The organism is Lysinibacillus sp. NPDC097231, assembly GCF_044761885.1.
In the GTDB taxonomy this organism is placed as follows: domain Bacteria; phylum Bacillota; class Bacilli; order Bacillales_A; family Planococcaceae; genus Lysinibacillus.
The window spans coordinates 35,392-56,654 of the sequence record NZ_JBIWDH010000017.1; the positions used below are offsets into that span (position 1 = coordinate 35,392).

General features: G+C 37.7%; 23 protein-coding genes and 1 pseudogene. 17 read left to right on the plus strand and 7 right to left on the minus strand.

Annotated features, from left to right (window positions below):
• Positions 1-163: 163 nt before the first annotated feature.
• Together nhaC and ACIQXF_RS11930 are read right to left on the minus strand one after the other, a co-directional pair.
• Positions 164-1,546, minus strand: a complete 1,383-nt coding sequence (gene nhaC / locus ACIQXF_RS11925; protein WP_402783102.1) for a Na+/H+ antiporter NhaC — start codon at positions 1,544-1,546, stop codon at positions 164-166.
• A 182-nt stretch (positions 1,547-1,728) separates the two neighbouring features.
• Positions 1,729-2,496, minus strand: a complete 768-nt coding sequence (locus ACIQXF_RS11930; protein WP_402783104.1) for a sulfite exporter TauE/SafE family protein — start codon at positions 2,494-2,496, stop codon at positions 1,729-1,731.
• A 425-nt stretch (positions 2,497-2,921) separates the two neighbouring features.
• Between ACIQXF_RS11930 and ACIQXF_RS11935 the strand changes: the two genes are divergently transcribed.
• The 7 genes from ACIQXF_RS11935 (at position 2,922) to ACIQXF_RS11965 (ending at position 8,583) form a co-directional block, all read left to right on the plus strand.
• Complete coding sequence (locus tag ACIQXF_RS11935) at positions 2,922-3,542, plus strand: DUF47 domain-containing protein (protein ID WP_402783106.1); 621 nt, start codon at positions 2,922-2,924, stop codon at positions 3,540-3,542.
• Between the two features lie 15 nt (positions 3,543-3,557).
• Entirely contained in the window at positions 3,558-4,574 is a 1,017-nt protein-coding gene (locus ACIQXF_RS11940; RefSeq protein ID WP_402783108.1) for an inorganic phosphate transporter, read from the plus strand.
• Between the two features lie 166 nt (positions 4,575-4,740).
• Positions 4,741-4,935 carry a hypothetical protein gene (locus tag ACIQXF_RS11945; protein WP_402783110.1) on the plus strand — a complete coding sequence of 65 codons (195 nt, stop codon included), beginning with the start codon at positions 4,741-4,743 and terminating at the stop codon, positions 4,933-4,935.
• A gap of 208 nt (positions 4,936-5,143) precedes the next feature.
• Positions 5,144-5,842 carry a response regulator transcription factor gene (locus tag ACIQXF_RS11950; protein WP_402783112.1) on the plus strand — a complete coding sequence of 233 codons (699 nt, stop codon included), beginning with the start codon at positions 5,144-5,146 and terminating at the stop codon, positions 5,840-5,842.
• A complete protein-coding gene (locus ACIQXF_RS11955; protein WP_402783114.1) occupies positions 5,839-7,284 on the plus strand; it encodes a HAMP domain-containing sensor histidine kinase in 1,446 nt (481 codons plus the stop codon). The genes ACIQXF_RS11950 and ACIQXF_RS11955 overlap by 4 nt, the downstream gene beginning before the upstream one ends.
• Positions 7,284-8,351: a LolA family protein gene (locus tag ACIQXF_RS11960; RefSeq protein ID WP_402783116.1), complete on the plus strand. Its 1,068-nt coding sequence runs from the start codon at positions 7,284-7,286 to the stop codon at positions 8,349-8,351. Before ACIQXF_RS11955 ends, ACIQXF_RS11960 begins: the two co-directional genes overlap by 1 nt.
• A gap of 43 nt (positions 8,352-8,394) precedes the next feature.
• Complete coding sequence (locus tag ACIQXF_RS11965; RefSeq protein WP_402783118.1) at positions 8,395-8,583, plus strand: hypothetical protein; 189 nt, start codon at positions 8,395-8,397, stop codon at positions 8,581-8,583.
• A 265-nt stretch (positions 8,584-8,848) separates the two neighbouring features.
• Here ACIQXF_RS11965 and ACIQXF_RS11970 read toward each other — a convergent pair whose 3' ends face one another.
• Genes ACIQXF_RS11970 through ACIQXF_RS11980 form a run of 3 tightly spaced genes read right to left on the minus strand, consistent with a single transcriptional unit; the run spans position 8,849 to position 9,497 of the window.
• Positions 8,849-9,070, minus strand: coding sequence for a DUF4260 family protein (locus tag ACIQXF_RS11970; RefSeq protein WP_402783120.1), 222 nt, complete (start codon positions 9,068-9,070; stop codon positions 8,849-8,851).
• On the minus strand, positions 9,057-9,209 hold the full coding sequence (locus ACIQXF_RS11975; protein WP_402783122.1) for a hypothetical protein: 153 nt from the start codon (positions 9,207-9,209) through the stop codon (positions 9,057-9,059). The genes ACIQXF_RS11970 and ACIQXF_RS11975 overlap by 14 nt, the downstream gene beginning before the upstream one ends.
• On the minus strand, positions 9,210-9,497 hold the full coding sequence (locus ACIQXF_RS11980) for a MerR family transcriptional regulator (RefSeq protein ID WP_402783124.1): 288 nt from the start codon (positions 9,495-9,497) through the stop codon (positions 9,210-9,212).
• Between the two features lie 124 nt (positions 9,498-9,621).
• Here ACIQXF_RS11980 and ACIQXF_RS11985 point away from each other — a divergent pair, with 124 nt between their 5' ends.
• The 3 genes from ACIQXF_RS11985 to ACIQXF_RS11995 all read left to right on the plus strand — a co-directional run bounded on the left by ACIQXF_RS11985 (position 9,622) and on the right by ACIQXF_RS11995 (position 13,060).
• Positions 9,622-10,128: a sigma-70 family RNA polymerase sigma factor gene (locus tag ACIQXF_RS11985; protein WP_402783126.1), complete on the plus strand. Its 507-nt coding sequence runs from the start codon at positions 9,622-9,624 to the stop codon at positions 10,126-10,128.
• Complete coding sequence (locus ACIQXF_RS11990) at positions 10,121-11,335, plus strand: hypothetical protein (RefSeq protein ID WP_402783128.1); 1,215 nt, start codon at positions 10,121-10,123, stop codon at positions 11,333-11,335. Before ACIQXF_RS11985 ends, ACIQXF_RS11990 begins: the two co-directional genes overlap by 8 nt.
• A 276-nt stretch (positions 11,336-11,611) precedes the next feature.
• Complete coding sequence (locus ACIQXF_RS11995; protein WP_402783130.1) at positions 11,612-13,060, plus strand: tetratricopeptide repeat-containing diguanylate cyclase; 1,449 nt, start codon at positions 11,612-11,614, stop codon at positions 13,058-13,060.
• Between the two features lie 119 nt (positions 13,061-13,179).
• Here the strand turns inward: ACIQXF_RS11995 and ACIQXF_RS12000 are convergent, their stop codons facing one another.
• Both ACIQXF_RS12000 and ACIQXF_RS12005 read right to left on the minus strand, forming a co-directional pair.
• A complete protein-coding gene (locus ACIQXF_RS12000) occupies positions 13,180-13,905 on the minus strand; it encodes a metallophosphoesterase family protein (RefSeq protein ID WP_402783132.1) in 726 nt (241 codons plus the stop codon).
• Positions 13,906-14,038: 133 nt separating this feature from the next.
• Positions 14,039-14,578, minus strand: a pseudogene (locus ACIQXF_RS12005) (GNAT family N-acetyltransferase).
• Between the two features lie 130 nt (positions 14,579-14,708).
• Between ACIQXF_RS12005 and ACIQXF_RS12010 the strand changes: the two are divergent.
• The 7 genes from ACIQXF_RS12010 to ACIQXF_RS12040 all read left to right on the plus strand — a co-directional run bounded on the left by ACIQXF_RS12010 (position 14,709) and on the right by ACIQXF_RS12040 (position 21,257).
• On the plus strand, positions 14,709-14,936 hold the full coding sequence (locus tag ACIQXF_RS12010) for a hypothetical protein (RefSeq protein WP_402783134.1): 228 nt from the start codon (positions 14,709-14,711) through the stop codon (positions 14,934-14,936).
• A 179-nt stretch (positions 14,937-15,115) separates the two neighbouring features.
• Positions 15,116-15,754, plus strand: a complete 639-nt coding sequence (locus ACIQXF_RS12015; protein ID WP_402783207.1) for a TetR/AcrR family transcriptional regulator — start codon at positions 15,116-15,118, stop codon at positions 15,752-15,754.
• 316 nt (positions 15,755-16,070) lie between these two features.
• Positions 16,071-18,389 (plus strand): ABC transporter permease, encoded by a 2,319-nt coding sequence (locus ACIQXF_RS12020; protein ID WP_402783136.1) that lies wholly within the window; start codon positions 16,071-16,073, stop codon positions 18,387-18,389.
• A gap of 3 nt (positions 18,390-18,392) precedes the next feature.
• Positions 18,393-19,151, plus strand: a complete 759-nt coding sequence (locus tag ACIQXF_RS12025; RefSeq protein ID WP_402783138.1) for an ABC transporter ATP-binding protein — start codon at positions 18,393-18,395, stop codon at positions 19,149-19,151.
• A gap of 225 nt (positions 19,152-19,376) precedes the next feature.
• A complete protein-coding gene (locus ACIQXF_RS12030) occupies positions 19,377-19,892 on the plus strand; it encodes a sigma-70 family RNA polymerase sigma factor (protein WP_402783140.1) in 516 nt (171 codons plus the stop codon).
• The gene (locus ACIQXF_RS12035) at positions 19,879-20,547 is read left to right on the plus strand and encodes a TIGR04104 family putative zinc finger protein (RefSeq protein ID WP_402783142.1); all 669 of its coding nucleotides are present in this window, start codon (positions 19,879-19,881) and stop codon (positions 20,545-20,547) included. The genes ACIQXF_RS12030 and ACIQXF_RS12035 overlap by 14 nt, the downstream gene beginning before the upstream one ends.
• 152 nt (positions 20,548-20,699) lie before the next feature.
• The gene (locus ACIQXF_RS12040) at positions 20,700-21,257 is read left to right on the plus strand and encodes a biotin transporter BioY (protein ID WP_402783144.1); all 558 of its coding nucleotides are present in this window, start codon (positions 20,700-20,702) and stop codon (positions 21,255-21,257) included.
• Positions 21,258-21,263 lie beyond the last annotated feature (6 nt).

A 21,263-nucleotide genomic window follows, 5' to 3' on the forward strand; every position in this document is an offset into this window, starting at 1 on the left:
CTCCCCATTGTATAGTTTAATATTAACATAAAATTAAATATTTAGAATGTTAAGCAAATTGAAGTATAGGATTTTTTTAAGATTCTTAATCGAAGCACTAGAGGGGAAGATTTATAGCTAAACAAAAAATAGGTAGCTGTCGTTTCCATCAGCTACCCAGATACTATTTTTCAAGCTTTGTTAATGTTTTGCCACTCCACCCAAATAGTACCGTTAGAATTGGTCCTAGTAAACAGAAGAAGGTAAATGGTAGATAAGTAGTTGTTGGTATATCTAGTACACTAGCGATGAAGATCCCGCAAACACTCCAAGGAACAAGAGGATTGACAACAGTACCTGCGTCCTCCATGACACGTGATAGATTTTTAGGGGCAAGTCCAACCTTTGCAAATTGTGCTTTAAAAGCCTCACCAGTCAGTAAAATCGATAAATACTGCTCCCCAATTAAGGTGTTGACACCGATTCCTGTAATGGCAGCTCCTGTAATAACAGAGCCGGCACTTGTAAAGAAGCTCTCAACTTTTGCTAAAATACTTTGAATAATACCGAGCGTAAATAATAGACCACCCATTGTTAATGCTAGTAATACTAAGGCAATTGTAAATAACATGCTGTTCAAACCACCACGCGTCAGTAAAGCATCTATGCTTTCATTACCTGTAGTAGATACATAGCCATCGAAAAGTATTTTAAAGACATTTGACAGGGCAATCGGTTCTTGTATGTAGGCAAGTCCAACACCAATAATGGATACGACTGCAAGAGTGATCAGTGCAGGCGCTTTATAAAAAGTCATAATAACAAGAACAACTATTGGTAATAATGTATACCAATGAATAAGTCCAGTTGACAGTAACCCCGCTTTAAATTGCTCAACTGTTTCAAACGAAGTATCTGCTCCTGTTGGTGATAAGATTGCATAAAGAACAATTGAAATGACGAAAGCTGGAATGGTTGTCCAACCCATATTTTTAATATGCTCGAAAAGGTCTACACCAACCGTACCAGATGCAAGATTTGTTGTATCTGATAGGGGAGACATTTTATCACCAAAGAATGCGCCTGAAACAATTGCACCAGCAGTAATGGCTAATGAAATATCCATTGCGCCAGCAATCCCCATGAAAGCAACGCCGACAGTCGCAACAGTTGTTAATGAGCTACCAACTGAAATACCAACGATACTACAAATCAGAAAGACTATGGCGAAGAAAAAGCTAGGTGAAACCGTTAAAAAACCATAGTAGATAAGCGTCGGAATTGTCCCACCCATAATCCAGCTTGAAATCAAAATCCCGATAAAGAAGAAAATAAAGACTGCTCCAAGTCCAGCGCTTGCACCTGCAATCATACCAGCTTCTAATTCGCGAAATGGGACTCTCTTTAAAAGTCCATAGGCAATTAAAATTGAAATAATAAGAATAATAGGAATATGGGGTGTCGCTTGTAGATACCCGATACTGAATGCCATCGTGGCAATAATTAAAAGTATGATGAAGCTAGCCTCAATAAATCGAGGGTTACTTTTTGCTTCAATTCGAAACATGCTAATCCTCCCAACACTTACTTCTTCGCTTCAACGCGGTGAAGCTAAAAAGTATTATAGCACGCTTATAATTTTTGTCAATTGACTGAAAATTGAATTAATAAGTTGCGCTTTGTTCTTCTCCTATATTCACTGAATGAGTAGAAAAAAATCGGTAACTTGTTCGCTACCGATTTCTAATCTTAATGGATACTGAAATAATCCCATGCGTTTTTGACAATCAATGTACAAGTCATGATGATAAAAATGAATCGCATCACTTTTGTCCCACGCTTCAGCGCAAATTTAGAACCTAAGATTGCCCCAAATATCATGACGAAGCCCATTGGCAGTCCGTATAAAAAATTGACTTCTCCTAATAGTAAAAACATAATAAGCGCTGCTAAATTCGATGTAAAATTAAACGCTTTGGCATTCCCAGCAGCTTGTAAGAAATCATTTCCCATCATGAGTAAAAGGAAAATAAAAAATGAACCAGTACCAGGTCCAAAGAAACCATCGTAAAACCCAATAGCTGCAAAAGCGCCAATAAATACGATCTTCTTTACTGTACTTAATGTCCGCTCATCTGGTTGCTGTCCCCAATCTTTCTTGAACACCGTATAAGCGGTCACTAGAACGAGCATAACAAGCATTAGAGGTTTTAAAATGGCTGGTGATACAAGGTGTACGGTATAGGCACCAATGAATGAGCCAATAAAAATAAAAGGCATTACTTTCGCAATCTTTCTTAAGTCAACTTTACCAGCACGTAAAAATGTTAGCATGCTTGTCCCATTACTAATTGTATTGGCGAGTTTGTTTGTGGCAATAGCTGTACTAGGTGGTAAACCAACAGCCATTAGCGCAGGTAATGAAATCAAACCACCGCCACCGACTATCGCATTCAAGAAGGATGCGATAAAACCAAGCACTAATAGTATTACGAGCGATAGTAAATCGATATCCATATGTAGACACACGTCCTTCGTCAATTGTAAAGAATACATTTTTCATATAAGAGTACTGTGAATTGAAATAATTCACAATGACATTTCACCGTCAGCAATGATGTCAAGGCGTAATTGATGTAAAAATCGTTTACAATTCCTTAACATTTATAACGAAAACAAAATAAAGAGAAAAAAAGTTTTTTCAAGTATTTTTATAAAAATAAAAGAAAAATCCGTAATATTTAAAGATAAAATGGTGATTTTTATTATGGGGTTTCCAACGTTTGTAACTTGGAAAATGCCTTGAAAATAAATGTGGCAATTTTAATATTACATCTTTGTAAATTCAACTCGTTTATGTTTAAAAATCTGTAGAATTGTGTAAAGGTTTTGTTATGATGATTGCAGAAAACGACAATATTCTATCCAACAGGAGGAACATAATGTTCAACTCAAATAAGCAAGATCCATTTTTTAAAGCATTATTAAAAATCTCTAAAAATGTCAATGAAGGTATTTACTTTGCTCATAATGCACGCATTCAAGATATAGATGCGCTAAAAGAGATCGCTGTTACAATGAAACAATATGAAACAAGTGGAGATAAATTGATTCATGAGCTGATTGTCATGCTGAATAAATCATTTATGACACCTATTGAGCGTGAAGATATATTAGCACTTGCCAATAAATTAGATGATGTCATTGACGGCATGGAAGGCTGCATTGCTCATTTTAATATGTATAATTTAACAGAAGTAACAGATCCGATGCGTCAATTTTTAACATACATTGCAAAAAGCACAGACGAAATGGTACAAGCAATGGAGCTACTAAACAGCAAAAAGCTTGTTGAAATGCGTAAACATTCTATTCAAATCAAAGACTATGAGCGTGAATGCGATGAAATTTTCCGTTCTTCTATGAAGCAACTATTTATTCAAGAAAAGGACCCACTGCGTCTTATCGTGTTCAAGGATATTTACGAGCAATTTGAAGATATTGCAGACAGCTGCCAAACAGTAGCAAACACAATTGAAACAATAATTATGCGTAACGCGTAAGATGGAGTGTACGAAATGGATACGATATTACTGATAACAATATTAGTCGTTTTATTCGCACTTGTGTTCGATTTTATTAACGGCTTCCATGATACAGCCAACGCGATAGCAACTTCTGTATCAACACGGGCATTAAAGCCTCGTACTGCAGTATATATGGCTGCGGCTATGAACTTCATCGGAGCAATTACATTCGTTGGGGTGGCAAAAGCATTAACAAAAGATATTGTTGACCCGTTCAGCTTGAATGCTTTTGACGGAGATGTTACAGGTTCCGTCGTTATTTTAGCAGCATTATTATCTGCAATTACATGGAACTTAGTAACATGGTACTTTGGCATTCCATCTAGTTCTTCACATACTTTAATCGGTTCTGTGGCGGGGGCTGCCATTGCAGCAGCAGGCTTTAATGCATTGAACTATAGTGGTTTTATAAAAATTCTTCAGGCACTTATTTTCTCGCCACTACTCGCGTTTGCAGCTGGTTTCCTAATGATGTCTTTATTTAAAATTATTTTTAAGGATATGAATTTATATCGCACAAATAAAGGCTTTCGAACAATGCAAATAGGTACGGCAGCATTACAATCATTTACGCACGGAACAAACGATGCGCAAAAAGCGATGGGGATTATTACGCTCGCTTTAATCGCTGGTGGCTTACATCATACTGATGATATTCCTTTCTGGGTACGTTTTGCAGCAGCTTGTGCCATGGGTCTTGGTACATCTGTAGGTGGTTATAAAATCATCAAAACAGTTGGTGGTAAGATTATGAAAATCCGTCCAGTAAATGGAGTTGCAGCTGATCTTGCTTCTGCTTCGATCATTTTTGGAGCGACATTAATTCACTTACCAGTATCAACAACACATGTTATTTCTTCATCCATCATGGGTGTAGGGACAGCACATCGTGTAAAAGGTGTAAAATGGGGCATGGCACGAAAAATCGTGACAACATGGGTAATCACAATGCCAATTTCTGCAGTCATGGCTGCAACTATTTACTTTTTCTTAGGTTTATTTTTCTAATATAAAGAAGGAATGCACAACTTGCGTGCATTCCTTTTTGTTTTGAGATCGGCGATAAAGAGGTAAGCGACCGATAAAGAGGCAGAAATGACGGATAGAATCGCAAAGGAGACGGATAGCCTGTTCGAACTGACTGATAGAACAGAGAAAGTGGCGGTAGAGAGAAATGACGGATAAAGAGGCGGAAATGACGGATAGAAGGGCAAAGGAGACGGATAGCCTGTTCGAACTGACTGATAGAACAGAGAAAGTGGCAGTAGAGAGGGAACTGACGGATAGAAAAATAAAAGTGACGGATAGCGCGGTCGAAATGACGGATAGACCCGCGGAAATGACGGATAGAAGGGCAAGTGACGGATAGTAACATCAAAGTGACAGATAGCTTGGCCGAACTGACGGATATAGTAGCCGAAGTGATGGATAGCCTGTCCAAACCGACAGATAGGAACAGCAATATGCATACACCTCTTGTGCAAACCTAAAAGTCGATTTATGGTAATTATAAAGAAAGTGTAAAGTTCGGAAAAAATGTAATTTTCCATAGTAAGGTAAGTACAGGAGGAAGACAGATGAAAGAAAAGCTTTTACTGATTGAGGATGATACGGCGATTGGGCGTATAGTGAAGGATACTCTTGAACAAGAGGGGTACCAAGTTACTTGGGCGACAACAGGACTGGAAGGAGTGGCTGATTTTCAAACGGGTGCGTTCGATTTAGTGTTAGTTGATTGGATGCTACCGGAAATGGATGGGCTTACGGTTTGCCAAAATATTCGCTGGGAAAGTGAAGTGCCTATTTTAATGATGAGTGCGCGTAAGGAAGAGGCAGATAAGGTGGAGGGCTTGCAGGGGGCTGATGATTATATAGCGAAACCGTTTAGCTTAGAGGAGTTAAAGGCACGTGTTGCCTCACATCTACGTCGCTGGAAACGTTATAACAAAAAAGAAATAACGGAAGATATAATATCCTTTGCGCATGGCTTAAAAATTGATTGGCACAAGGAAGCAGCGAGTCTTCATGATGAAGAGCTTGCCTTAACACAAAAGGAATTTGCGTTGTTAAAATTACTTGCGAAAAATCCAAGCCAAACCTTTTCAAAAGAGGCGCTCTATCAGCATATTTGGCAGCAGGCAAGTGTGGATGAGACTCATACAGTAACGGTACATATAAAGGCACTACGAGAAAAGCTAAATGATCCGGTTAAAACCCCGTATTTTATTCAGACTGTATGGGGTAAGGGCTACCGCTTTATCGGGGAAGCATTATGAAAATTAAAACATGGTTACTCATTACTTTCTTCATCGTAATGGTTTTACCGATTGCTGGTGCATATACCCTTTATGTATGGGTTAACGCCTATTATCACGATAAAAACGTTCTCGAGTCTATCGAAAAGTGGACAGAGCTTAATAAGGTTAAATCTGTGCTCGACAATCCTGAGCATTATAAAAAAAATGCGGATATCAAAGAAATAGAAGCATTAACGAATGAACAGCTCGCGATTACACTTTACTCGAAATCAGGCTTTGTTTTGTATTCCTCAAATCCGTTGAAATCGGGATTTATCTCTAAGGATCAAATATTTACAGATTTATATGATTTAAAGCAAAAGTACAATGCCTTTACGTATAAAGAACCTGTTTATGAAAAAGGAGAATTTGCTGGCATTTATGAAGTTCAATTAGTTAGGACGGACTGGGTACAAGGAGTACAAAATCGTTCTTGGCTTGTCATAGCTAGCTCAATACTACTGTTTCTCCTCATTTATACTGCGGTTATAATGCTGCTTAATCGTAAATTGAATCGACCGTTAAAGGAACTAATGAGGCAAATGCGTGCCTTTGCAAAGGGAGAACAGGTGGCATCGAATTTAGGGACAAGAAAAGATGAAATTGGTGAACTTGCACAAACTTTTTTTGCCATGCAGGACGAAATTGAACTGGCACGCGCTCACTTAAAAACGGAACAACAGCAAAAGGAGCTAATGATTGCTAGTATTTCACATGATTTAAAAACGCCTCTTACTTCTATTCAAGCATATGCGGAGTCTTTGCAAAACAAGGCGTTAACGGAAGAGCAGCAGTGCGAATATCGAGAGATTATTTTAACAAAGGCTGAAACGATGAAGCATATGTTTGAGGATTTACTGATGTACACATTACTCCAATCTTCTAGCTATGATTTAGAACTAGTTACAGTTGATGGGGCAGAGTTTTTTGAGATGGCTTTGTCTGATTATGAAACGCTATGTGAGGATCAAGGATATACGCTTGCAGCTAGTTGTGAAGTTGAAGGTCTATTCGCCGTGCATCCGAAGCAACTTCAACGGGTGATCGATAATTTAATGAGTAATGCTTGGCGCTATGGGAAAGTAGGTAGCACAATAGGCTTAGCAGCCGTAAATGCTGGGAAATGCCCTACATGGTGCTTTGATTTTGTAAAATCTGCACTGACAAAGCAAGAAGGTATCTACATGATAGTACAAAATAGCGGTCAAGGGATCAATAAAGAAGAAATTGAAAAGCTATTTGAGCCGATGTACCAAGCAGATACAGCACGAACAAAGGCTGGAGAGCGAGGCACTGGATTAGGCTTAAATATTGCGAAACAAATCATAGAAAAACATGGTGGGACAGTTGAACTTGTATCCAAAGAAAACTTTGGAACAGCTGTACTGTGTTGGATACCACATTATAAAGGAGAGATTTGATGATGAATTGGAAAAAATCATTACGTGCAGCTGGTTTAGTTGCTGCACTTACATTTAGCTTAGTAGGTTGTAATACGGAGGCATCGTATTCACCACAGGAAATTATTGATCAAGCGTTACAAGAAACGAAAGAACCACTACCATATTACGGCGAATTTACAATGGATATGGGCGAGGCTGGCGGGATAGCTCATGTTAAGGAGTGGTCAAAGGATGGTAAAAGACGCATTGACATGACAACTGAAAATGGGGAGCATTTCATCTCCGTCAATAATGGCTCTCAAATCATAATGTATGATGTTGTTGAAAAAACTGCTCAGAAGATGAATTATAAAGAAGGTGATTTGGATGGTCTGCAATCACCGAAGGATCAGGCGGAAATGTTATTTAATATGGTGAAGGATACGCATGATATAAAGATTGACGGAGAAGAGAAAATTGCAGGCAGAGATACGTACAAAATGGTAGCGAAAGCTAAAAAGGCTGATACATTAATTGGCGATATGGAAGTATGGATCGATAAAAAAACGTGGCAAACATTAAAAACCGTAATGAATAGTGCAGGAAGTAAAATGACTACGGAATATACCAAAATAGATATAGATGCAAAAATTGATGAAGCGCAATTTACAGTAGATATTCCAGAAGATGTTAAAATAGAAGAAATAACTACGCAGGAACCTGAGGCAGTAACACTGGATGTTGTAAAAGAGCAGCTTGATGAATTTTTAATGGTGCCAGAAGAAAATGGTGTAACTTTATCGACAATCCAAGATATGAAGATGGAGGAACGTCCAGAGTTTTCATTTGAATATCAAAAAGATGAGCAACCTGCTTTTTCAGTTTCAGTCTTTAAAATTACCGAGAGTTATACCGAGTTTGGTGACACTCAAGATGAAAAACCAATTGAGGTGCGAGGACAAAAGGGTACCTTTATGGAGTTAGGTGAATTTTTAACGATTAGCTGGCAGGAAAATGGTTACCAATACAATATCATTAGAGAAAATCCAGAACTGACAAAAGAAGATTTAGTTGCCTATGCCAATCAAATGACCATCATGAAGTGAGGTGAATGGTATGAAGAGGAATGAATGTATAAAATGTTTCGCGTTGTTTTTATTTAGTACAGCTTTTTTATATGGTGTAGGTGCAACGTATGACGTTTCATGGCTGCAATTCCATTTCTTCGGTGAATACAATGATGAAGGCTTTTATTTCAGTTTTAGTTCTTTCATTCCTATACTAGGTGGCGTACTAATTGTTGCGTTATATGAAACAATGTTTAAGCGATTTATTTAATATATTTCGAAAATCCATTCTGTTATAGAGTGGATTTTTTTGTTATGCTCGTTGATTAAATACGGATAATAAAATCTGGTTAATGGTAATTACTATGGCAAAGATTGTAGCTATTTGCGTCCGTCCTGTAGCATACAAAGCGAAGAGCTAAATTTAATAACATAGGTGGCCTCCAATGGTTATATTTCGATAAGTTCAAATTTTTATCGATAAATGAGCAAATTTTTTCGATAAATTTAAAAAAACTCTCGATAAACTCCAAACTTTATTCGATTTGCTGTAATTGCGTTTTAGTAAAGACTTTGTCATATTTTAAGCCATAGCAGAGCGCGCGGTCTAAAAAGATATGAGCTAGCCACATAAATGATGCCATTAAAAGTGGTGTAGACATCGTCACAAAGCCTATGTCCGATATTTGCCAGTAGAAAAATACACATAGTAAAAAGACTATTAGATATTCAAGAGAAATAATTTTACGTAGTTTCATGATGACCACGACCAGCCTGTAATTTTTGATACATATCCTCTAGAAGCGAGGCGATCACTACTTGATTTTCTGCAAATTTCCCATCAGCCATTAAGGTTTTAGTTAGCTGTAAGGATTGAAGTGCTTGCTGATAAAACAATTATTGCTGTTCGATGTGTGTGATTTTTGCAGAGAATAGCTGTACGGTTTCTTCATTACAGGATGCTGAAACAGGCTTTTGTTCAAGTGTCAGCAGATGCTTTATTTCTTGTAATGTAAAGCCAAGCCGTCTCAATACTAGAATAAACTTAATCGTATTTTCACAAGTGTCATCATACACTCGATACCCATTGTCTTGTTTCTTTGGATGAAGTAAACCTTCTTTTTCATAGTAACGAACAGTATCAGTAGATAAATGATATTTTGCTGCAAACTGTTTGATTTGCATATGATCACCTCCTGAAATAATCGAAACATTGGAGGATGCTCCAAGGTCAAGGTGATTTATCGGAATTTTTGAAAAAAGTGAAACGGTCATTTATTGGCAGTCGTTTATAGTGTAAGAAGGGGAGGTGAACGGCATACTTGAAAAAATTATCGATGAACATGCAGAGCATTTACTTCGTCTCGCCTATTTTTACGTGAAAAATAAGCATACCGCAGAGGATATTGTACAGGAGGTTTTTATCAAATTTTCTCAGCATGTCTACGAGGAGCGCGGACAGCTACGTGCTTATTTATCCACGCTAACGATTAATAAATGCAAAGATTATTTAAAAAGCTGGCATTATAAAAAATTAATTTTACAAGAAAAAATCTTTCCGACGTATGCCAACAAGCAGCGCGATGAACTAATTGAAGCGGAGGAAAGATCGCATATTGGGGCAGCTATCTTAAAACTTCCATTACCATATAGAGAGCCCATAATCCTTTATTATTATGAAGAATTGAAGATTGCAGAAATAACAGAGGTTCTAGGGATTGCAGAAAACACGGTGAAAACAAGGTTAAGAAGGGCAAGAGAAGCCCTGAAGCCACATCTAAAGCAGGAGGAATGGGAGGTGCTCGGGCATGAATAAATGGCAAATAGAATTGGTGAAAGTGGCAGGGGATATGGTAGCGAGTAAAGAGCGTGTCAAAAAACGTATCTTGCAGCAACAAAAGGTCAAACCAAAAAAGCCCATTCGTTTCGCGCTTTTAACGGCCATCGTAACGTTATGTTTAGCAGGATTTGTCTTAGTGCAGCTATTGAATAAGGAAACGCAACAATCTGCACAGATGTTTAACGAGACGCAGCTGGAGCATTTTGAAAATGTTACGCATTTTATGTGGGGAGAACAAGACGATGAATTTAATAAATCCGAAGCTTTTAATAGATATGAGCAACTAGTTGCCTATTATTATTATGCAAAATCATTAGGCATGACAACGTCTAAGGCAGAGCTAGAAGCGGAGAAAAAAGAGCGCTATGACGAGCTTGTCCTGCTTCAACAATCAACGCCGTATGCGGAGCTTTTTCAAGAGCAAGGGCTCGACCAATATTTTAAGATGTATATTGAACCGATGTTACCGATGTATGCTGCGAGGAAAAAGCTCAATACACTTTATGATGAAAAATATCCAACTTTCTCTATGTCAGCCCATCAAATAGCTGCCAACGATGCCCTTCGTTATTTTCAAGCACATTTTGCCGAGCAGGCAACAGCATTCCAGAAGGAAATGGGTATCCGTAATTATTCAAATTCACGTGGCTTGATCTATGTGGGAACAGCCATAAAAATAGAATCCAATGCCTTTTTATTTGTGGAAGGAGCCATTCCAGAAGATTTAGAAAAGCTGTCTGAAGCTCAAATCGTGAAGCAATATGATAATGCTACATGGTATCCAATCTTAGATGATTTCCCTGTAAAACGAGGAGATTACATTTCTTTAGAATCATCAGGAAGTGAAACTCATGAGGAAAATGGGGTTGCCACCACTTATGGCTTATTAAACAACATCGAAGTTATTGAATACACTGAACCTCCTGTGACGACGAAGCTCGACATTCAAAATGAACAGGAAGTCATTCAATTTTTCCAGCTAACGGATTGGCAGACGCCAGACAATCATGACAAGATGAAGGAGCCACCAAAATATTCATTTATGCTTGAGGGAGTGCGCGTGGATGTTTGGATTAGTTATGGTCACTCACTTTATCTCCATAAAGTTGATGCCGGTACAATCCACCTTGATCAGGAAAGATCAGAAAAGTTAAAGGAGATATTAGGTATTAAAGAATCTTAACAAGTCTCTATACAAGAGGCTTGTTTTTTATTTGGAAGAAAATTATAGTTTTGGTACTGTCATAAAAAATACACCAAGTCATACAGAATTATTTAGTCATAGAATAAGTCGGTTTTAGAGAGATCGACAAAAGACTTTTAGGAGGAAATAATCATTCGAAATGTTATTTAGGTTAAATTACTTATTTATTTGAAAATAAATGAGTCCGAAGAATTGTAATATTTTATGTGTATAGGTAGTATTAAAGAAGTAAGGGTGAATACGAGGAGGGGCGGTATGAATACACAAGAATTTGAAGAATTGTGGATTTCGTTAAATGAATTATATAATGCGAATCGCTTTTTAGAATATATAGAATTAAGCAGTGCCGCAATTGACAGTGCTATTGCACTTAGTATGTATGATAAAGCTATCCTTTTATTACGCTATCGTTGTGCAAGTTATTTTCAAACAGGTGATTTACAGGTTTCAATAGGGGTGTTGGAGCAATATCGTGAATTAACCTTTCAATACGGCAACGATATTGATTTAATCCATCATTATATTTTAGCCTCCATTTATTGGGGAACATTCGGTCATTTAAAGAAATCAGAGGAGTTTATGCTCAAGGGATTAAAAATTGCTGAACGTATTCAACATGTCGAGAGTATGGGGAAAATTTATAATAATTTAAGTGATTTAGAAATTTCATTAGGAAGCTACCAAAAAGCAAAAGAGTTTGCTTTAAAAAGCTTATACTACGCCAATGCTTTTGAGACAAAGCATGAAAATCCTTATACAGGGGTTATCCATCCTAAAATCAATTTAGCTGTTGCACAAATTTGGCTAGGGGAATTTGATGCAGCAAATGAAATATTGCAAGAATTATTAGTGACGATTCAACAGCCACCCTATTCAAAGGTACAATTAGAAGTGTTAAATGCATACGCCTTACTTTGTGAGAAGCAGGGACGTGTTGGGGAGGCCATTGATTTCTATCAAAAGTCGAAGTATTATGCCTTACAAAATAATGATTTAGCGTTGCTGCAAACAATCTACAATGCATTAGTAAATTTGATTGAGGAGCAAGGTAATCGAATTGTTTTGTGTGCGATACAAAAGGAATTTATAAATATTTTATTAGAGATTCAAAGAGAAAATTATACACATGTCTTATTCGAGATGGAGTATAACGACCAGAAGAAACAACTTGAAAAAACCTCCAACGTTGATCCGCTAACAAATATTTATAATCGGCGATACTTTGATGAAAATGCGAAAAAGATGGTGGCAAAAGCTTCTGCAGAAAATCAGCAATTAGCGTTAATGATGGTGGACTTAGATCATTTTAAAACTATTAATGATACAAATGGTCATCTATTTGGGGATGATGCGTTGACGACTACCGCTACAACATTAAAAAATTATTTTCAACCATTTGAGTCCATTGTAGCTCGCTTTGGAGGAGATGAGTTTATTGTCCTTAGTCAATTAAAGGAAGGCGAATCTGTCCAAACGATGGCAGAAAATCTCTATCAAACATTAACTTCTCTATCCTTAGCAATCAATGATGAAGATGTTCATTTGGAATTTAGTATTGGAGTAAGCACAAACAAACTAGGTAAAATTACAGAGGTTGAAGAACTGATACAACATGCGGATGAAGCACTTTATGCGTCAAAACGTAATGGAAGAAACCAAATCACAATCTATAATCATTATAGTGATGTGGGAAATAGTAAATAATAGATAGTAGAGAAAAAGAGGCACTTCCAAACTTTTAGGTGCCTCTTTGAACTAGATTTGAAAAACGATATTATGTCCTAGGTATAAAGTGACAATAAAGTTATTAAAGTTCCCTTATTTTAAATTCTTCCTGTTTTCAGTGCTCTAGCCCAATCTAAACGACCATTTTTTTCGCTTTCGTTAATTGCTTCATCCCGATTATATGGAATATGTAATTGCTCTATCAGCCACTCATCTTCTTGTTTTGTAACTATTGTATAGTTTGCAAATGGTGAACCTGATTCCATTTTGTGATAGATTGGTAATTCATCCTCATAAGCCGGTAATCCAACACTCCCAGGATTAATAATTATTTTATTATTTGGGAGATAAACAACTCTTGGTATATGTGTGTGTGCACAAAAAATAAGCTTTTGAGGGATACCACTTACATAATTCATAATAGTCTCAGACTCTTTAAGGACTGAACCATTAGAACTCATTTCTTCTAACAAATATATTTCATCACTTGTTGGTGTACCATGGCAAAAATAGAAGTCATCCGTTTGTAAAAAACTAGGTAAGTCGGAAATCCACGTCCTATGCTCATCCGATAATAAATTCTGTACATATTGAACTGTTAAATTAGACGTTTCCTGCTCTAATAAAATTCTATCGCAATTTCCTTTAATACTATGAATATTTGGTTTTATTAAAAGATCATAAGTTTCCAATGGGAATAAAGGACCGTATAAGCTGTCTCCTAAATTATATATAGATTGAATCCCTCGTTTTTTAATATCAGTTAGTACAGCTTGTAAGGCATCTTTATTTCCATGAATGTCAGCTATTATAGCAATTTTCATACCAGGTTCCCCTTCAGAATGTATAGTTTCACTTTTATTCCGTTCGTTCAGTACTTTACTTTGCCTATTATTGTACATGAATTTGAAAAAGCTGATACTTATATTTATAGGATCGGCTCTAGCTATTCATCAACTACTTAACACTGGGGTTGATTATTCCGTAATAGACAATATCCTCGAAAGAGTCGTTTTTAAAAACAGGGTCTTTCAAAGTACCCTCATAGTCCATGCCACACTTCTCCATGATCTTTCCAGATGCGGGATTTGATTTGAAATAACGTGCATACACACGATGATAATTTTTTTCGCTAAAAGTAAATTCTATCATGGCTTTCGCTGCTTCCGTTCCAAAACTTTTCCCCAGTATTGTTTACCAATCCAATAAGCCATTTCCCCATTTTGATATTGCGGATGATTGGAAAGCGCAATAGCAGCATATAACTGTCCGCTTTGTTTGTCGGTTATCGCAAATTCGTACATTCGCTCTAATTCAAAGTTTTTCTCATGATGTTCAATCCATGAAAGCGCACATTCTAGAGGATAAGGATAAGGTAAATTCAATGTGCTTATAATTATTACACATTGTGCTAACTTCATGAGCATCCGATTTCGTGAATAGACGTAGCAGTAATCGGTTCGTTTCAATTGTCTTTTCCGTTTGCTTGTAAATCATGCTTACCACCCCCGAGCTTTTAATACGTGTTATTATAACAGATGGGGGTACAACCAAATTTTGGTTAACTGAAATTGGAGTAAATAGCACAAGCGTTAAAAAAGGTTTTAAGCAAAGATGGAGGGGTTACATGTATTTGTTTTTATCCATAATTTTAAGTTTAGTATTAGGATGGATATTAGTATTAATGGTTGGCCCATTTTTGGGTGGTCTTATTGCTATTGGAATTGTTATGGGTTGTATTTTTAGAGGATTATATTTGTTAAACGATATTCATAAAAAAATAGTACCTAAAAGTGATAAAGTCGAAGAAGCGTATAAAAATTATTTAGAGGAAAGAGAGAAATTTACTGATTAAGTTTCACATTAATTAATCATCTGCAAACTTTCATGGGAAAGTTTGCAGATTTTTTCGTACACAATATTGTGATGATTTCAAAATTAATCCAAATGCTCTTGCAAATAGTTAATCACACATGCTAATATGGAATTACAAAATAGACAGACAGTCGGTCTAAATGTGGAGGAATTGTTATGATGAGAGTTATAAAAAAAGCTGAGGAGCGTAGGAACGATATACTTGATGCAGCTGATGAGCTTTTCACTCTGAAGGGCTTTGATGGAACAAGTACAAACGATATTCTTGAAAAGGTTGGAATTGCGCGGGGCACGCTGTATTATCACTTCAAGTCGAAGGAAGATATTATGGACGCGTTGATTGAGCGCTATACTTTCTCTATCTTAGGAGCGGCGAAGGAAATTGCCGCTGATAAGAATATAGAGGTCAATGAGCGTATTATTCGCGTTGTCATGGCACTGAATATAAGTGGTGGCAACGGTAAGGAAATTATTGATCATATTCATAAGCCACAAAACGCGTTGATGCATCAAAAAATACAAAAGGTCATCATCAATAACGTCCCGGCAATACTGACGGAAATCATCCGCGAGGGCATTGAGCAGGGGCTATTCAATACGCCGCATCCGTATGAATGTATGGAAATGGTTGTGGCATATACGAATACCGTTTTCGATGATGATATGGTGGACATGACGAATGAAGAGCGAGCTTTACGAATACCAGCTTTTATATTTAACGTAGAAAGGCTACTCGGTGTCGAAAGTGGAAGTCTGATGTACATGATGAAGATGTTTGGCAGCGGAAATGAAGGTTGAGAAATTGGCAACGGCACTGAATAATTCAGGGCAATTATTCATGCTATTTCAGTAAAAGGAAACGGACTTTCCTCCTTTGTGCCTGTGATGTCTGGGAAGGTACAAAGGAAAACTGCTCGGGTCAAAGAGAAAATCGCTCAGGTGCAAGGGAAAACTGCTCGGGTCAAAGAGAAAATCGCTCAGGTGCAAAGGAGAACTGCTCGGGTCGTATCCTTCCTTGAATTTATGACCTCAACTTTTTTGTTCGAAGGCGATCATTTGATTTTTAGCTTCACAACATGTAAATGCTAAAAAAGCTTGAAAAAAGAGGTGACCTATGTATAACAGAATAATCCGTAATGACATCGCAAAAAGCAAACTGATAACAGTGACAACTATGATGTTTGTTGCTACTGCGGCTATGCTTGTTGCTCTTTCGGCAATACTTATCGTAAATCTTTCGGGTGCGATTGATACGCTAATGAAGCAGTCGAAAACGCCGCATTTTATGCAGATGCATTCGGGGGACATTGATATTGAACGACTTACCGATTTTGCAAAGCACAACAGTCATGTCGATGAATATCAGGTGCTTGAATTTCTCAATGTGGACGGTGCGCAAATTGTCATTGACGGAAAATCGCTTGCGGATAGTGTACAGGACAACGGCTTCAGCACACAGAGCAAAAAATTTGATTATCTTCTAGATCTTGATGGTCATATTATCAATGTGAACGATGGAGAGATTTATGCTCCGGTAGGCTATATGAAGGATGGTACTGTAAAAGTTGGTGACAAGGTTGTGATTAACGGCAAGAAATTGACCGTTGCTGGCTTTCTCCGCGATTCTCAAATGAATTCATTACTTGCCTCGTCCAAGAGGTTTCTTGTTAGTCAAAATGATTATGCGGTTCTCAAGAATTTCGGAAGTACGGAATTTCTGATTGAGTTCCGGTTAAAGGACATATCTGCCATTGGTGCATTTGAAGCAGCCTACACCTCCGCAGGACTGGAAGCAAACGGACCAACCATTACATATCCACTTTTCAAAATGCTCAATGCCATTTCCGATGGGCTAATGATTGCAGTCATACTCCTAGTCAGTGTACTTGTTGTGACCATCGCATTTATGTGCATACGCTTTACACTACTAGCGAAAATCGAAGACGATTACCGTGAAATAGGCGTTATGAAGGCAATAGGGCTCCGCGTTTCCGACATAAAAAAGATTTATCTAGCCAAATACGCAATGCTTGCGGCAGTTGGCTGTACGATCGGATTTGCACTTTCCTTTGTATTTAGAGGCATGCTTCTGGAAAATATAAGACTTTATATGGGGGAAAGTGACAATTCTTCTAGCGCTTTATTTTTCGGAATAGTCGGCATCTTGCTCGTGTTTCTAGCAATTATTGCTTATGTCAGCAATGTCCTGAAATGCTTTCGGAAAATATCGGCCGCGGAAGCAATACGCTTTGGCACTTCCCAGGAAAAATCTGCAGGCGCAAAACATTTTTATTTGAGCAGAAACAGGCTGTTTAATACCAATATTTTTCTTGGCATAAAAGATGTTCTAACAAGAAAAAGTCTTTACGCTACAATGCTTGCGGTACTTGTGATTTCAACATTTATCATTATCGTTCCACAGAACCTATATAACACGATTTCCTCCAAAAATTTCATTACCTATATGGGGATAGGAAGTAGTGATTTGCGCATTGATGTTCAGCAAACAGACAATATATCTAGCAAAGCCTCGGAAATTGTAAAGACGCTACAGGACGACCAAACAATCACAAAATATGCTGTGCTTACGACCAAAACATTCAAAGTAAAAACGGACAATGGATCTGAACAAGGCATAAAAATTGAGCTTGGTGACCATTCGATATTCCCTGTAGAGTATTCTGAGGGCAGGGCACCTGTCACTGAAAACGAAATAGCACTTTCCGTTATGAATGCTGATGAACTAGGCAGAAAAATCGGCGATATCATCACACTAGTTGTTGATGGCAAGGAGAGAACTCTCACGCTTTGTGGCATTTATTCTGACATTACGAATGGTGGTAAAACGGCAAAGGCTGTTTTTGAGGACCATTTAGCGGATACAATGTGGTGCGTAATTTACGTAGAGCTTTCGGATAAATCTCTTGTTGCAGAAAAAATTTCAGAATATGTGGATACATTTAATTTTGCAAAGGTTTCGAGCATTGATGAATATATGGCACAAACATTCGGCTCGACAATTAGCTCTGTCGGTACAGCTTCCTATGCTGCAGTAGTTGTTGCGCTGATAATAACGATATTGGTGACGCTTTTGTTTATGAAAATGCTTGTCGCAAAGGACAGGTACACTATTGCTGTCATGAAATCGTTAGGTTTTACAAACTCGGATATTACTTTACAGTTTATGGCGCGTTCGGTATTTGTGCTGATTGTAGGAATCGTTCTTGGGACACTTCTAGCAAATACGCTCGGAGAAGTAATGGCGAGTGCGGTTATCTCGTCGTTTGGAGCGTCGTCATTTAACTTTGTGGTGCATCCACTTTCGGCCTACCTATTAAGTCCATTATTAATGATATGCGCCGTGCTTATCGCAACGATTATTGGCACAGCTAGAGCGGGTCACATACAAATAACTGACAATATGAAGGAGTAGATTATGAAGAAGATTATTATCGGTGAAAATATTGTAAAATCTTTCGGAGTAGACAATGAACAGCATAATGTTCTCGATGGCGTGTCAGTTGCCATCAACGAGGGAGAGTTCGTTTCGATTATGGGACCCTCAGGCTCAGGTAAATCAACACTGATGTATGCAATAAGTGGAATGGACGGCATTAACAGCGGAAAGGTTTCGTTTGATGGTAGTGATCTATCTGCATTTAGTGAAAAGGAACTTGCCGATCTACGCAGAACTAAAATGGGTTTTATATTTCAGCAGCCGACTTTGCTAAAAAATCTAAACATTCTCGATAACATCATCCTTCCTTCCATGCGGGATAATCGAAAAAACGTAGCGAAGATTACTGAAAGAGCAAGAGCCTTAATGACTAAGATTGGCATTGGGGAACTGGAAAAGCGTGATATTACCCAAGTTTCGGGAGGTCAGCTTCAGCGAGCAGGAATTTGCCGCGCCCTTATGAACAATCCCAAAATTATTTTCGGTGATGAACCGACTGGCGCACTTAACTCAAAATCTGCGCAGGAAATTATGGACATTATTTCTGAAATAAACACGGAAGGAACTACCGTACTGCTCGTCACGCATGACCCAAAGATTGCTGCTAGGACTGAGCGTATACTGTTTATGGGCGATGGCAACATCGTAAGTGAAATAAGGTTTCAGAAATTCACAGGCACAGATATTGATGACCGTATGAATAAAGTCATGGTAAAAATGCGAGAGATCGGTATTTAAGTTTGTCAGCATCACCATTTCAACCCCGTAATTGTTAGAATATACACTAACGATTATGGGGTGTTTTTATCCCGCTTTAATGAGCCGTAAAAGCCCGATTGGTGAAGACTAACAATAGAGGGGATGAGAGCACCCCCACTTAAGGCAAGAAAAAATTTTTCATTAATTTGAATCGGAAATGTAGCGGCGTCCGTCAGTAGTTTAAGAAAGAAGGTGAGGACAACGATGGATATTGAAGAAATTATTGCAGCGCACGGTGATTATTTACTGAAGGTTGCTTATTTATATGTAAAGAATGAAGCAACGGCTGAGGACATTGTGCAGGATGTGTTTATCGCTTTTTATCAAAAGCAGGAGCAATTTCGTCAGGAATCATCATTACGTACATATTTAGTGAAAATGACGGTCAATCGTAGCCATGATTATTTGCGTAGCTGGAAAAGTAAACGACTGACACTCTTTGAAAAAATAACAGGGCGTACTACAGCAGTTACGCCTGAAAAAGAATTTCTTGCTAAGTCCACAAAACGAGAGCTAGTGGAAGCTATGTTTAGATTATCTGTGACATATAGAGAGGTGCTTATTCTCTATTATTTCGAGGATATGACGACCGTGGAAATTGCACAGCTCGTGCGTTGTCCAGAAGGAACCGTACGGACAAGATTACAACGTGCTAGAAAACAACTTGCAGCAGCTATCGGTGACTATGATTGGGAGGTGTTACGCCATGAATCAATTTAAAGAAGATGTATTAAGAGAACTTCAAGAAGTAAAGCTCACTGATGAAAAAAAACAGGCGATTGCTCAAAAAGCTCGTCGAAAAAGCACGCGAAGAGGTAGTAGTCCTTGGCAATATCGAGCTGTGCTTACGACGTTTATAATCATAGTGATTTCCTTTAGTTTTTTATTATTACAGAATAAAAATCAACCGTTAAAAACTCAGCATCAAACAGCTTCACAACCAGAAGTAGATACGTCAGTCATGTGGGTGGTTTTAGAAAATGACTGGTTTAGAGGTATTCTTTTAATTAGTTTATTTATGATTGTCGCCATTTTCACAAAGCTCCGATTGAAAAAAAAGCGATTTGGCTTACCTACATGCATTCAGTGTGGTGAAAAATGGGCCTTAAAACAAGCACATAAATTTTATTGGAAAAACGGAGAAATAGAATGTCCTAATTGTGGAAAAAAACAATACCGTTCAAAGAAATCCATGCAACTAGCAGGCATGGTCAATATGCATTTGCCGCTGATTATCTTTACACATTATTTTTTTGATAACCTTTTTATTGGAATTGGATGTTATCTAGTTGGTGCAATTTTCTTGATTTATCAAATAACCCCTTATTTATTTGAATTACAAGAGGACGATCCCACGAATACACCACTTTGGTAATGGCTTTTATGAAAAGAAATTGCTAGTTCACTATAGTAATTTCTTTTTTTATCGCAATTTTTCAAAATTGATTGACAACAGTTTTTATTTGCTTTATCTTTGTGTTAACTTATTTTCATATATAGTTAACGCACAAGGGGAGGCAGTTTAGTTTGAAAAATAGTAGTACATATCAATACGTATTAACGGCTTTTGGAGCAGCAATTATCTCAGTATTAGCACAAATAAGTATCCCAATTCCATTATCACCTGTACCGATTACAGGGCAGACACTAGCGATAGGCTTAGTCGTAACGATTTTAGGTACAAGACTAGGTACATTATCGGTGTTATTATATATTTTAATAGGAGCAACTGGTTTACCAGTATATAGCAATTTCTCTGGTGGTCCTGGTATTCTCTTTGGCCCAACTGGCGGTTACATAGTTGGCTTTTTACCAACAGCTATCATCATGGGTCTTTATTTAAAGAAATTTGGTCTTACGATTCCACATGCAATTGTTTCAAACGTAATCGGAATGGTTGTAACTTTGGCATTTGGTACAGTATGGTTAAAATTTGCGATGAGCTTAACATGGATGGGTGCATTTATGGGTGGAGCAGCACCATTTATTATTCTAGGTTTAGTAAAAGCAGTGTTAGCTGCATGGCTTGGTGTTGTTGTTCGACGCCGTTTAGAATCAGCTCGTTTAATTGAAGCAACAGCATAGGAGGAA